We start from the raw sequence: 13,037 nt of genomic DNA, 5'->3' as shown, positions 1-13,037 counted from the left end.
TCTCAGGAAGGGCTAAAAAGGAGTTAAAACAATGAAGCAAAAATATGAAAAAATCTTTCAAGAGTTTACGTTTCCATCAGGAGTAAAAGTAAAAAATCGAATAATGGTCGCACCGATGACTAACTATTCCTCTGAAGAAAATGGAGAGGTTTCGGAAAGAGAGCTAGCTTATTATAAAGAGCGTTCTGGTGGAGTCGGAACATTCATCACTGCCTGTGCGTATGTGAGTATGGGTGGTAAAGGATTTCCGGGACAATTCAGTATAGATAATGATAAATTCATTCCGGGTTTGAAAAAACTAGCGAAGACTTTTCAGTCGAATGGAACAAAAGCAATTATACAGATTTATCATGGAGGTAGACAGTCGCCATCACAATTACTGCCAGATGGACGACCTGTTTCAGCAAGTGCTATTGCTGCGGCAAATGAAGGTGCAACAGTTCCGAGAGAGATGACAGAGGATGAAATAAATCATACAATCCACGCTTTTGGTGATGCTACTAGGAGAGCTATAGAAGCAGGTTTTGATGGAGTAGAAATCCACGGGGCGAACACATATTTATTACAGCAATTCTTCTCACCACATTCCAATAGAAGAGAAGACCAATGGGGCGGATCCCTTGAGAATCGGATGAATTTTCCTTTAGCTATTGTAGATTCTGTCCAAAAAGCAGTAAAGGAACATGCAAAAACTCCATTTATCGTTGGTTACCGAATATCTCCAGAAGAAGGCAGTAATCCAGGGATTCAATTGGAAGATACATTGCAATTTGTCGATAAGCTGGCAGATCAAGGATTAGACTATTTACATGTGTCTGTGAATCATTTCTGGAATGGCTCCTTCCGTGAAAAAGATAATACACAGTCAAGAATTATTAAGATACATGAAAAAATAGGAAATCGTGTTCCGGTCGTCGGGGTAGGTTCATTGCACACACCAGATGAAGTGGTAGAAGCACTTGAAACAGGTGTCCCAATCATTGCGCTAGGTCGCGAATTTCTAATGGAACCGAAGTGGATGGAAAAAGTCCAAGCAGGTGAGGAAGATCAAATACGGACAACTCTTTCTAAATCTGCTCAGGAAGAATTAGTTATTCCTGATCCATTATGGGACAGACTGATGAATGTAAAAGGTTGGTTACCTGTAGAAGATTAAAAAGGACCGGGCGTTTTTTGCCCGGTTTTTCTGCTGCTTGGAAGAGGAAACAACTAGCTATTCGTAACTTCCACAGCTCCATCTGTTACTTGTTCAGATTGCATCAGTTTTTCAGATTTAATAGGATTCGTTAAAATCCCTATTTTACTTACTTCTACTTCCACTATATCTCCATCTTTCATGAAAACAGGAGGCTGACGTTTTGCACCTACACCACCAGGAGTACCAGTGACGATAACATCACCAGGCTCTAGAGTTATAAAAGATGAAACGTACTCAATCAATTCAGGAATAGAGAATAATAGTAGGCTAGTATCCGCTTTTTGCATAACTTCCCCATTTAAACGTGTTTCTAACGTTAATACTTCACCAGGCTCGAACTCATCTGCAGTCACTAACCAAGGTCCGAATGCACCTGTATGCTCGAAGTTTTTACCAGGACCCCATTGAGAAGTATGAAGCTGATAATCCCTTACACTTCCATCGTTGTAGCAGGAGTAACCAGCGATATAGTCATAAGCGTCTTCCTGTGAAATACGACGTCCTTCTTTATTGATCACAATTGCAATTTCACCCTCAAAATCAAAGCGTTCAGATTCGTGCGGAATAATCATTGGTGCATTGTGTGCAACTTGTGATCTTGGAACTCGGAAAAATATTGTAGGATGTTGTGTATGGTCTCTTTTCGTTTCTAGTCGATGTTCATCGTAATTTACACCTGCACAAAATATTTTGGAAGGATTAGTTACTACAGGAAGTAACTTCACTTCGTCCATTTTATAATCTACTGCATCGTTAGCATATGTAGATAGGCTTTCAAACTTGTTTTCTTCTAGAGCAGACTTAATGTCTTTAAGCCCTGTTTTAGCGGATAAATCCACTATTCCCTCTTCGGTATAAATCCCGAATTTTTGTTCATTATTCACTTCAAATGTAACTAGTTTCATTGAAAACGCCTCCATTTATTTTGTTAGTTGAACCTTATCTAACACATAGTCCGTAATATTTTTTTCGAAGTTATCGTACCAAGTACAGTTATTTTCCCAGACTTTTGGTCGCATTGGCAGTTCAGCATGCCATGGACGTGGGTCAAAATAATTTAAATCTGCAATAAATTGATCCATATCAGTAAATAGCTCGATTACGTTAAGCTCAGGATCATGATGGTAGGAGGCTAAATTATGGCCCGCTGTATGACGGAATGGTCCCCAAGACAAAGCTTTTCCGTTTTGTGATAAAAAGTCAGCACTTAATGTATGGTGACTGGAGTCTTTTAACTCGAAAGCAATATGATGCATCATTTTATGACCAAACTTAGAGATATTCAGTACGTGATGGTCACTATTACATGTTAAAAATATTGCTCTCTCACCAATACGGTCAGTATGTTTGAAATTTAGTACTTTCATATAAAATTCTGTAGCTAGCTCTGGGTTAAGTGAACCAAGTGCAATATGCCCCAGTTTTTGAGGGCAAATAGAATTCTTTTTAAATCCAGGTGCTGGCATATCAATCTTTTGAAGAAGATGTACTTTGTAGCCATCTGGATCTTCAAGCTCTAACAGCTCATGTACACCAGGCTGAAAATCGTGTTTTAACTCCGATTGGATTCCTTGAGCTTTTAAGTTTTTTTGTATTTCAACTAGATTCTCATCAGCAGAAACATGAAAACCTATAGTTGATAGTTCACTATTTTCACTGCTTGTTAAAACAAGATTATGATGTTCTAATCCTGTACTTAAATAAAAAGTATCCCCATTTGTAGATTCAACTACTGTAAGACCTATTACATTCTCATAGTAATCAACCATTTTTCTTACATTGCGACAGTTTAACGAAGCGTAAGTTAATTTAACAGTCTTAATCAAATCATCACCCCTAATATGTGTTATTCTCACAATATGATAATAATATAAATTTTATTATTAATCAACACATTAATTTTTATATTTTGATAATTAAGAAAAAATTATTTGACATATGATTCATTATTAAATAACATCAGTTCATAGAGTATGAATAAATTGACGAGGAGGTATATTATGAAAATTTGTCTAATTTCTGCCACAACAGCTTCCCTAGCACCTATAGAGAAAGCTCTCAAAGAAGTAGCACCTGAGGTAGAATATGTTCACTTATTGGACTCCAGCTTACTGAAACAGCTGAAAGAGAAGGGGCAAATTGATGAGCAGATTACGTTACGTTTTGATACATTAATTACACTTGCAGTGGATGCCAAGTGTGATGGAGTACTGTTTACTTGCTCTGCTTTTAACGATCTAGCTAATTATTTTGATGAAAAATTCACCATTCCAATCGTTCGTTCAGATCAAGGTTTGATAAATGAATTATTACAATATGATAATGTGGGGATCGTTTCTACAGTTAAAGAGACTCCACCAGTACTGATTAGTTCATTAAAGAAAGTTCGGCCTGATCAGATTATTAAGACTGTTGTAGAGGATGGATTAATCCATTTGGCAGAAAAGGGAGATTTCGAATCACACGATAAAATCCTGCAAGGTCATATTGACTCTTTAGCAGAGGAAGTGGAGGTAATAGGTTTATCTCAATTTAGTATTGCTCATCTAAAGGGGCAGGTTCAAATTAATAAGCCAATTATAGATCCAGCTCAAACAGCGGTGAAAGAAATTATTAAAAGAATAAATGAAAGCGCTTAACTCGAAAGGGGTAATCATTATGAAGAATTATTACGATGTCGTAATAATCGGAGCAGGCCCAACAGGTCTTATTGCAGCTAGTTTATTAGGTGAGTACAATATTCAAACATTGTTAGTAGAACGAAATGCTTCCACAAGTGAGATACCTAAAGCTATTTTAGTGGATGATGAGACTTTGAGAGTTTGTCAAAATATGGGTTTAGAAAAAGTGATGGAGCGAGTAATAAGTCCTGGAGGGGGAGCTGAATACTTTGCAGATAGTAATAGTACAACGCCTTTTGCTCAAGTGAAGCCAAAGATTGGGAGGTTTGGTTATTATCCACGTAATAAAATAGATCAGCCGGAATTTGAGAAGACATTATATGAAAATGTCAAAAAGTATTCTTCTGTTGATATTGTATTTAATCATGAACTAATAAGTTTTAATGAACAACGAGATAAGACAAGTATTAATCTGCATAATTCAGAAACGAATGAATCACTTATGGTTTCGTCTAGGTTTTTACTTGGCTGTGATGGTGGACGCAGTACTGTTCGAAAATTATTAAATATTAAGCTGATGGATATTTCGAACAAAGCAGATGGTTCTAGCTTTGAGGAGCCATGGATTATTTTAGATTTAAAAAATGATGATGTGAAGACTAGAAATACGGCATTTTATTGTAATCCTCCAAGACCATCCATGCATGCAGCAACCTCTAAAGGAATGAGAAGATATGAATTTATGCTGCTGCCAGGTGAAAGTGAAGAAGAAATGCTTTCAGATGATGTGCTAGAGCAATTAGTTGCGCCTTTTACGAATTATAAAAAAGAAAATGTAGTGAAAAAAGCAGTTGTACGTTTTAACGCTTTAATAGCAGAGAAATTCAGATTCGGGAGAACTATACTATTAGGGGATGCTGCTCATTTAACGCCTCCGTTTGCAGGCCAGGGATTAAATTCAGGGGTAAGGGATTCTTATAATCTTGTATGGAAGTTAAAGCTAATTTTAGATAGGATATCAGATGAATCTATATTGGAATCATATGAGGAAGAGCGAAGAGACCATGTTGCAGCAATGATTAAACTATCCGTTAACATGGGGAATTTTATCCTAACAACTAGTAAAAAAAGACGAATGATTCGAAACACTGCATTTTCAGTTATGTCGGTTGTACCTCCATTAAAGAGATACGTTACAGAAATGAGATTCAAGCCAAAACCGATTTGTACAAAAGGATTATTTGTGGATATAGAGACGAAGGAAAAAGATTCTATTTTAGGTGCAGCTATTCCGCAACCAAATGTCCTTTTCTCTGATATTACGTATAGATTGATGGATTACGCGCTTAATAATAATTTCACGTTACTAAAAGTAGGAAATCCTGATTCTATTCATTTTCCAGAATTCAATAAGGAATTGTTCACTAAGCTAGGAATAAAAGAAGTAACTGTCCTTCCATCAAGCTATTTGCCACATGAAGCGTATGGAGAGACAGTTATTACCGACACGGAAGGTGTTTTTAATGCTTATCAAAACAAATTTATTTTATTAAGACCTGATCGATACGTAGCAGGCATTTTTACTTCTCAGCAATGGAATGAGTTTTTTGGAAAGCTAGAAAATACACTGCAAATGAAAGAAAGAATGGTTATCAAGGAATCTTCATTACAGCATAATATTAGTTAAAGTCATTTGTTATACTGCTAATTTGACTTGCAGCTTCCGTAACGTAAGTAATAAGTCGGTCTAAATTATATACTTCTAATCTTTGAGTTGGAACGATTAATGTAAGACTTCCTTTTATGATGTTATCACTAAAAATCGGTGCAGCTATACCTGTTAGGTTAGAATCGAGTTCCCCATGAGAAATACAATATCCTAGTTTTTTTATGTGGGACATTGATGCTAAGAAATCCTTCGTGGATTCACTCGTATTTTCTAATTTGATACTAGCTAGATTATCATTGTAAAGCTTCAATAACTTAGCTCTAGGTAGATACGCGTAAATTATTTTTGAGGTTGAGCCCTTTAATAAAGGATGTGGGACTCCTCTTGCATAAGTTATACGCTCCTTCCAATTATTTGGGCTAACTGCATGAACATTAATAACTTCGGTATCAAAAATATTGCTTAATAGTACTTGGCAGCCTGTTAGTTCTTGAAGACTTTGCATAATGGATTCGCCTTTAACAATATAAGGATCGCTAATACGGATTTGGTGATCGAGTTTAATTATTTTTGGACCAATAATATACTCACTGCTGTTAACCTTTGCCAATAAGCCAGCATCTATAAGCGTTTTAATATATCGATAGGCAGTAGGGACTGAAAAGTCCATTACTTCTATAATGGCGTCGATATGCCATTTTGTTTTTTCTTCTGTGAATAGATCCAGGATTGCAAGCATTTTTTGTAAACTCGACATAATTACTAACTCCTTTTGCATATAAGTATTTTTAGTATATCATGAAAAAACAAACAATTATCAAATAGTGATAAAAACCAAGGTGAAAAAATATTTATTTGAATATAAATATTAGTTATTGATAATAAGTACCGGTGCGTATATAATTTGTTAATATTCTAATATTTCTGAATCGTAAAACGGAAATGAAAGCGTTAACTACAAGGGGGAAAATTATATGAAGAAGAAAAGTTTAAAATTATTTTTGTTAAGTACTTTGTTCGTCTTACTTACAGCATGTAGTAGTTCGGATGCAAGTGGATCAGAAGCTAAATTATCGTTTTCTCATTTCTGGCCAAGTCATCATATTGTCCAAACGGATGTAATTGAAAAGCTACAAACTACTTTGGATGAAGAAAGTGATGGCAATATGCAATTAGAAATTTATCCGACGGGACAGTTAGGAGCTCCTGATGAGCAATATAATTTAGCGGTTGATGGTACTGCTGATATTTCCTTAAGTGTACATGGATATACGCCTGGGATATACCCACTAACTTCTGTAAGTGACTTGCCTTTTATTTCAACAAGCTCTGAAGAGGGTTCTAAAATTATGCAAACACTTTACGATGAGTTCCCAGAAATACAAGCTGAGCATGATGATGTCCATCCTTTATGGTTATTTACTGGAGAGCCTAATCAAATTTTAAGTGCTTCTAAACCAGTGAAATCTTTGGAAGACTTAAAGGGACTAAAAGTTCGTTCTCCATCTACTCAAATGAACGCAGCTTTAGAAGCACTTGGTGCGGTACCAGTATCAATGCCTGTTAACGATATCTATGAATCTCTTAATAAAGGCGTCATTGATGCAGCAATGGCCGGGGTTTCTACTATTAATGATATGAAGCTATATGAAGTAGTAGATTACATCACAATTACGAACATTTCAAGCTCTTCTATGTTTACTGTAATGAACAAAGATTCGTATGATAGCTTATCAGATGCTAATAAAGAAATTTTAGATACATTTGCAACTACTGGAGCTGTGGAAACAGGTAAAGCGTTAGATGCAGGTGGACAAGCTGGATTGGATAAAGCAGCTGAAGAAGGCATTGAAATAATAGAATTAGCGGATGATGAAATTGCTCGTTGGGCTGATGTTGTTGACCCAGTGATTAAAAGTTGGATTAAAGAAATGGACGACAAGGGACTTCCAGGTCAAGCAATTTACGATCGAGCGAAAGAGCTTGGATCGAATTAAAGCATGGCATACAAAGGGGTGATGAAGAGTGAATAATAATCAACAAAATACATCACAAAATGAAACCTCATTAGAGAAAGTCACTCGTAAAGTAAATGATATTACGAAATCCATCAATGGTATAACACATAAAATTGGGTACGTTTTATTATTTGGATTAATGCTAGTAACAGTTGCGGATGTACTGATGCGCTTTCTATTTAATTCACCTTTAAAAGGAACAATGGAGTTAACAGAAATTGTTGTAGCAATGGTAGTATTTTTTAGCTTAGGGATGGCACAAATCATGGGGAACCATTTAGAAATTGATTTTTTAGTTAATAAGTTTCCAATTAAAGTGCAACGAGTTGTTCAAATAATAATTTATCTAATAGGATCTATTCTATTGATTTTATTGACTTGGAAATTATTAGAACTAGGTATTTCCTCGTTGAATAGCGGTGAAGTTAAAGGTGACTTAGGTCTTCCAGTTTATATTGTCATATTTATTGTGACCCTTGGCAGTGCAGGATTCACCTTAACTTATTTAGCAGCACTGTTAACGACAGTTACAAAGGTTGTGGTGAAAAAATGAGTGCAGAATTAATCGGGTTTATCGGGATTATCGTTTTAGTGCTACTAATCTTATTTAAAGTACCAGTTGGGCTATCACTATTATTAGTAGGTTTTATAGGAATCGGTTTAATCAAGAATGTTGATGTTGCATTATCTCAACTTGCTTCATCCTCCTTTTCAACAGTAAACAGTTATTCGCTAAGTGTTATTCCCTTGTTTATATTGATGGGAATGTTTATGTCAAACACAGGATTTGGGAATGATTTATTTACGGCTGTTGAAAAATGGATTGGAAAGGTTCGAGGTGGTCTTGCGATTGCAACAATTGGAGCGGCCTCCATTTTCTCGGCCATTTCAGGCTCAGCCAATGCTACAACTGCAACTCTTGCTAAAATTTGTATTCCAGAGATGGAAAAATACAATTATAAAACAACTTTTGCAACAGCAGCAGTTGCTGCGGGGGGAACACTAGGCTCGCTAATTCCACCGAGCGTATTATTGATTTTATATGGGGCACTTACATCGGAACCAATAGGTGCACTGCTGATTGCAGGTATTGTTCCTGGGGTTTTAATGGCAATTTGTTTTATGCTAATGATTAATCTTCAAGTAAGAAAGAATCCTGAAATTGCTCCTCAAAGAACAGTAACGGTAAGCGTGAAAGAGAAAATATATTCTCTTAAAAATGTATGGCCATTCCTTGTAATATTCTTAATTAGTATTGGTGGTATTTACATTGGAGTATTTACACCAAATGAAGCTGGTGCTATCGGTGCTGCGGGTGCGTTTATTTTATCGCTAGTTACACGTCGTATGTCAATTAAAATATTGTTAGAATCATTGGATGAAACATTGCGAATTACTGTTATGATTTTCTTTGTATTAATCGGGGCATCTATTTTCGGAAGATTTTTAGCTTTATCAAAGATACCGATGCTTTTATCTGATTCAATTACATCATTAGATGTAGCTCCATTTGTTATTTTGACGTTAATCTTAGTCGTATATTTCTTCTTGGGAATGTTTTTAGAAGGAATTGCAATTATGGTATTAACCCTTCCAATTGTTTACCCAATCATCACTGATTTAGGATACAACGGATTATGGTTTGGGGTAATCATGATACTAATTGTAAACATTGGCGTATTAACACCTCCACTTGGTTTAAGTGTTTATATCATTGCTGGTATTGTGAAACATGTTTCCATAGAGCAAATATTTAAAGGTGTAATTCCATCAATTATTACAATGATTTTATTTATCATTATATTAATTATTTTCCCTGAAATCGTAACGTTTTTACCAGATATAACGTTTAAGTAGCTTATCAAGGATAGATAATTTTAGAGTCGGCTCTTTGAGTCGATTCTATTTTTATGTGGAAAAACAAGCATGAGAAACAGTTCAACAAAGTTTCTTACCTGGATTTCTTCTGTATTTGGAACATAAAATAATACAGCTACTTTTATCATCAGAAATTTTCATGATACGATAGGGGTATGTAAAGTGAAGCAAGGGGGAGTTTCCATGTTCTTGGATAAGCTAAAAAATGAGTTAAATCAAAATCAGCCTCTATTTATTGGTGAGGAGACGGCGCTACGTTCCGCTATTATGATCCCGCTTGTGCAAGTGGATAAAGAATGGCATGTCCTTTTTGAAGTGCGTTCACTAACTATGAGAAATCAGCCAGGAGATATTAGTTTCCCAGGTGGTCGAATCGATCCAACAGATGCAACACCAATGCATGCAGCCATACGTGAGACTCATGAAGAGTTAGGTATCGACCCCAAATATATCAACGTTTTGGGACAGATGAGTGCGTATATTTCGTCGCCATCCTTTGTTGTGTATCCGTTTGTAGCGATTATTGATAAACATCCAATACATTCGTTTAACAAGCAAGAGGTAGAGGAGGTATTCACGATACCCGTCGAATGGTTATTGAACCATCAACCTTATATGCATACAGTGTCCGTTCAACCGATGCCCTTAACTGATTTTCCCTATGAAAAGATAGCGAACGGCGATAAGTACCAATGGAGGCCACGAGCGATGGAGGAATGGTTTTATGACTATGGAAAATATACAATTTGGGGTTTAACCGCTAGGATTTTAAAACATTTTGTGGAGACGATTAAATAATATATAAAGGAAGGACCCATGCCTCAGAAACATTCATCTTATTTCAAAACAATACTGCTTTTCATAGTATCTAAATTAAATTTTTAAATACATTAGTGGACAAATGTATAAAACTGTTATATACTTAAAACAATAATTAAATTGCTTAACAGAAACAATGAATTCACATATTACAAAAAGTAATCGTGTTTGTTCGGTACTTTTTGTAATATGTGAATTTTTTATTCATCACAACATTTGGAGGTCTTTTAAATGACACAAGGTACAGTAAAATGGTTTAACGCAGAAAAAGGTTTTGGATTTATAGAAGTTGAAGGCGGAAACGACGTATTCGCTCACTTCTCAGCTATCCAAGGCGACGGTTTCAAATCACTTGACGAAGGTCAAAAAGTGGAATTTGATATCGAAGATGGTCAACGTGGACCACAAGCAGTAAACATCGTAAAACTTTAATTCTTAGGAATTAAATAAAAAAAAGGAGACACTCTTTATGGGGGTCTCTTTTTTTGTTTTATTTTAAATATGACCTGATAGAAATATTTGTGACCACTCAGGAAAGGTATCATCAGACTGCGGGACAAAGTTTCACCTATTCAAACAAAGTGATAACATATGGATATAAAGATTAACCAGATAGGAATGAACCATATGAGTAATACACATATATTTTCGAAGCGTGAAGAGATTGCGAATGCAATCATCCACGGAATTGGAGCACTTTTGAGTATAGCGGCTCTTGTCATTTTGATCGTGTCTTCTGTGACACGAGGAACGGCTTGGCATGTAGTGAGTTTTACGTTGTTTGGAACGACGATGGTGCTGTTATATGCATCATCTACACTCGTCCATGGGTTTCCAACGGGCCGAGCGAAAGATGTATTTGAGATAATGGATCATTCGGCTATTTACTTTTTTATTGCAGGTACATATACTCCTTTTCTATTCCTTGCGGTAAAAGGGACACTTGGTTGGACATTGTTTGGGATTGTGTGGGGGCTTGCGATAGCTGGGACGGTGTTTAAAGCATATTTTGTGAAGCGCTTTTTGCATACGTCGACGTTATTGTATGTGGTGATGGGCTGGTTAATGGTATTTGCATGGAAACCACTTGTGGCAAACGTATCGACTCAAGGTCTTATTTATCTGGCTATAGGTGGTGTGCTCTACACAGTAGGGGCAGTTTTTTATGTATGGCGCGGATTTACGTATCATCATGCAGTCTGGCATGTTTTTGTACTAGCAGCATCCATATTGCATTTCTTTGCAGTGATGACTTTATTGGCGTAAACTTACTAATATATTTATAACAAGAATGGCCATTAAGACGTAAAGGGAGAGATATGAATATGATAAAAGCGACTGTATTTGAACAATTAAAACGTGCGATGAAAGAGAAAGATGTACTAGCAAAAGGAGTACTAACACTTTTAAAATCAGCATTGGATAGCACCGAAAAAGAAAAAGGTACAAGCCTTACTTCAGAAGAAGAAATTGCTATTGTGAATCGTGAAGTGAAACAAACGAACCAAGCATTAGAAGGAGCTCAAAAAGCAAATCGACAAGACTTAATCGAAAAAGAAGAAGCAAAACTAGTATTACTAAAAAGCTTCTTGCCGAAACAATTAAGCGAAGAAGAAATTGCGGCGTTATTAACAGAGGCTGGAGTTGTAAAAGGTATGAATATGGGCGATGCGATGAAAATTGCAAAACCATTACTTACTGGAAAAGCAGACGGGGCGACCATGTCGAAAGTCGTGAAAAGTTTGCTATAAAAAAATAGTAAAACACTTAGCTGAATTAATTTAATTATCCAGGTAAGAAACAGTAAAGCAATGTTTCTTACCTGGATTTTATTTGATAAAATTTTCAAATAGTGCCCAAATAGTTTCCCAGTGTAAGACATGATTCAGACACTATTCTGAATCATGTCTTACACTGGGAGCAGTCACTATATCAGGTTTTCAACAAGGTCTCCTTCATATTCATGCTTAATTCTTTAATATAAGCAGACAATTCATCGCGGAGATCCCCTTGCTGAAGTGCAAATTCAATTGTAGTTTTTACAAACCCAATCTTATCTCCAACATCATATCTTTTTCCTTCAAAATCATATGCGAATACCCTTTGAATTTGGTTTAATTTTTGTATCGCGTCGGTTAACTGAATTTCCCCTCCAGCTCCAATTTCTTGTTTTTTTAAAAACATGAAAATTTCAGGTGTAAGAATATATCGTCCCATTATGGCAAGATTGGAAGGAGCTGTTCCAGCAGTTGGTTTTTCCACAAAGTTTAGTACCTGGTAAAGTTTTTCAACTTGTGTACCTGGATCAATAATTCCATATCGGTGTGTTTCTGTACTCGGAACTGTTTGGACACCGATAACAGATGAATGTGTTTCTTCATATATATTAATTAGTTGTCTTAAACACGGTGTTTCGCTCTGGACTATATCATCACCTAGGAGAACCGCAAATGGTTCATTCCCGACAAAATTACGTGCACACCAAATAGCATGCCCAAGCCCCTTTGGCTCTTTTTGACGAATATAGTGAATTTCCGCAAGATTTGTAGTGTAACGAACCTTTTCTAATAAGTCCAATTTCCCTGTTTTTAATAAGTTTTGCTCAAGTTCAGGAGCAAAATCAAAATGGTCTTCAATGGAACGTTTTCCTTTTCCCGTAACGATGATAATTTCTTCAATTCCCGACGCGATTGCTTCTTCCACAATATATTGGATAGTAGGTTTATCGACTATCGGTAGCATTTCTTTCGGTTGAGCTTTCGTTGCTGGTAAAAATCTAGTCCCAAATCCTGCTGCGGGGATGATTGCTTTTTTTATTTTCATAAAATCCTCCT

14 protein-coding genes are annotated in these 13,037 nt (G+C 36.1%); 10 read left to right on the top strand and 4 right to left on the bottom strand.

Going from position 1 to position 13,037, the window contains the following annotated elements; all coding sequences use genetic code 11:
• Positions 1 to 31 precede the first annotated feature (31 nt).
• Entirely contained in the window at positions 32 to 1,156 is a 1,125-nt protein-coding gene (locus FG383_RS00705) for an NADH-dependent flavin oxidoreductase (RefSeq protein ID WP_142604919.1), read from the top strand.
• Between the two features lie 53 nt (positions 1,157 to 1,209).
• Here FG383_RS00705 and FG383_RS00700 read toward each other — a convergent pair whose 3' ends face one another.
• Together FG383_RS00700 and FG383_RS00695 are read right to left on the bottom strand one after the other, a co-directional pair.
• Entirely contained in the window at positions 1,210 to 2,103 is an 894-nt protein-coding gene (locus FG383_RS00700) for a fumarylacetoacetate hydrolase family protein (protein ID WP_142604918.1), read from the bottom strand.
• A gap of 15 nt (positions 2,104 to 2,118) precedes the next feature.
• Positions 2,119 to 3,024 carry a VOC family protein gene (locus FG383_RS00695; RefSeq protein WP_142604917.1) on the bottom strand — a complete coding sequence of 302 codons (906 nt, stop codon included), beginning with the start codon at positions 3,022 to 3,024 and terminating at the stop codon, positions 2,119 to 2,121.
• 174 nt (positions 3,025 to 3,198) lie between these two features.
• Between FG383_RS00695 and FG383_RS00690 the strand changes: the two genes are divergently transcribed.
• Together FG383_RS00690 and FG383_RS00685 are read left to right on the top strand one after the other, a co-directional pair.
• The gene (locus FG383_RS00690; RefSeq protein ID WP_142604916.1) at positions 3,199 to 3,837 is read left to right on the top strand and encodes an aspartate/glutamate racemase family protein; all 639 of its coding nucleotides are present in this window, start codon (positions 3,199 to 3,201) and stop codon (positions 3,835 to 3,837) included.
• Between the two features lie 19 nt (positions 3,838 to 3,856).
• On the top strand, positions 3,857 to 5,506 hold the full coding sequence (locus FG383_RS00685; RefSeq protein ID WP_185907803.1) for an FAD-dependent monooxygenase: 1,650 nt from the start codon (positions 3,857 to 3,859) through the stop codon (positions 5,504 to 5,506).
• Here FG383_RS00685 and FG383_RS00680 read toward each other — a convergent pair.
• Positions 5,499 to 6,245, bottom strand: coding sequence for an IclR family transcriptional regulator (locus FG383_RS00680; RefSeq protein ID WP_185907802.1), 747 nt, complete (start codon positions 6,243 to 6,245; stop codon positions 5,499 to 5,501). The genes FG383_RS00685 and FG383_RS00680 overlap by 8 nt on opposite strands.
• Positions 6,246 to 6,462: 217 nt before the next feature.
• Between FG383_RS00680 and FG383_RS00675 the strand changes: the two genes are divergently transcribed.
• From FG383_RS00675 to FG383_RS00645, 7 genes are all read left to right on the top strand, one after another.
• Positions 6,463 to 7,485: a TRAP transporter substrate-binding protein gene (locus tag FG383_RS00675; RefSeq protein ID WP_142604913.1), complete on the top strand. Its 1,023-nt coding sequence runs from the start codon at positions 6,463 to 6,465 to the stop codon at positions 7,483 to 7,485.
• A gap of 28 nt (positions 7,486 to 7,513) precedes the next feature.
• Positions 7,514 to 8,059, top strand: coding sequence for a TRAP transporter small permease (locus tag FG383_RS00670; RefSeq protein ID WP_142604912.1), 546 nt, complete (start codon positions 7,514 to 7,516; stop codon positions 8,057 to 8,059).
• Positions 8,056 to 9,363 carry a TRAP transporter large permease gene (locus tag FG383_RS00665; protein WP_142604911.1) on the top strand — a complete coding sequence of 436 codons (1,308 nt, stop codon included), beginning with the start codon at positions 8,056 to 8,058 and terminating at the stop codon, positions 9,361 to 9,363. Before FG383_RS00670 ends, FG383_RS00665 begins: the two co-directional genes overlap by 4 nt.
• Positions 9,364 to 9,567: 204 nt before the next feature.
• The gene (locus tag FG383_RS00660) at positions 9,568 to 10,182 is read left to right on the top strand and encodes an NUDIX hydrolase (protein ID WP_142604971.1); all 615 of its coding nucleotides are present in this window, start codon (positions 9,568 to 9,570) and stop codon (positions 10,180 to 10,182) included.
• 252 nt (positions 10,183 to 10,434) lie between these two features.
• Positions 10,435 to 10,635 carry a cold-shock protein gene (locus FG383_RS00655; protein ID WP_093273989.1) on the top strand — a complete coding sequence of 67 codons (201 nt, stop codon included), beginning with the start codon at positions 10,435 to 10,437 and terminating at the stop codon, positions 10,633 to 10,635.
• 195 nt (positions 10,636 to 10,830) lie between these two features.
• The gene (trhA, locus tag FG383_RS00650; RefSeq protein WP_142604910.1) at positions 10,831 to 11,469 is read left to right on the top strand and encodes a PAQR family membrane homeostasis protein TrhA; all 639 of its coding nucleotides are present in this window, start codon (positions 10,831 to 10,833) and stop codon (positions 11,467 to 11,469) included.
• A gap of 59 nt (positions 11,470 to 11,528) precedes the next feature.
• Positions 11,529 to 11,954 carry a GatB/YqeY domain-containing protein gene (locus tag FG383_RS00645; RefSeq protein ID WP_142604909.1) on the top strand — a complete coding sequence of 142 codons (426 nt, stop codon included), beginning with the start codon at positions 11,529 to 11,531 and terminating at the stop codon, positions 11,952 to 11,954.
• 181 nt (positions 11,955 to 12,135) lie between these two features.
• Here FG383_RS00645 and galU read toward each other — a convergent pair whose 3' ends face one another.
• A complete protein-coding gene (galU, locus tag FG383_RS00640) occupies positions 12,136 to 13,026 on the bottom strand; it encodes a UTP--glucose-1-phosphate uridylyltransferase GalU (protein WP_142604908.1) in 891 nt (296 codons plus the stop codon).
• Positions 13,027 to 13,037 lie beyond the last annotated feature (11 nt).

Source organism: Psychrobacillus soli (genome assembly GCF_006861775.1).
GTDB classification, from domain to species: Bacteria; Bacillota; Bacilli; order Bacillales_A; family Planococcaceae; genus Psychrobacillus; species Psychrobacillus soli.
The sequence above is the reverse complement of the archived record's forward strand: the minus strand, read 5'-3'. Positions and strand labels throughout refer to the sequence as shown.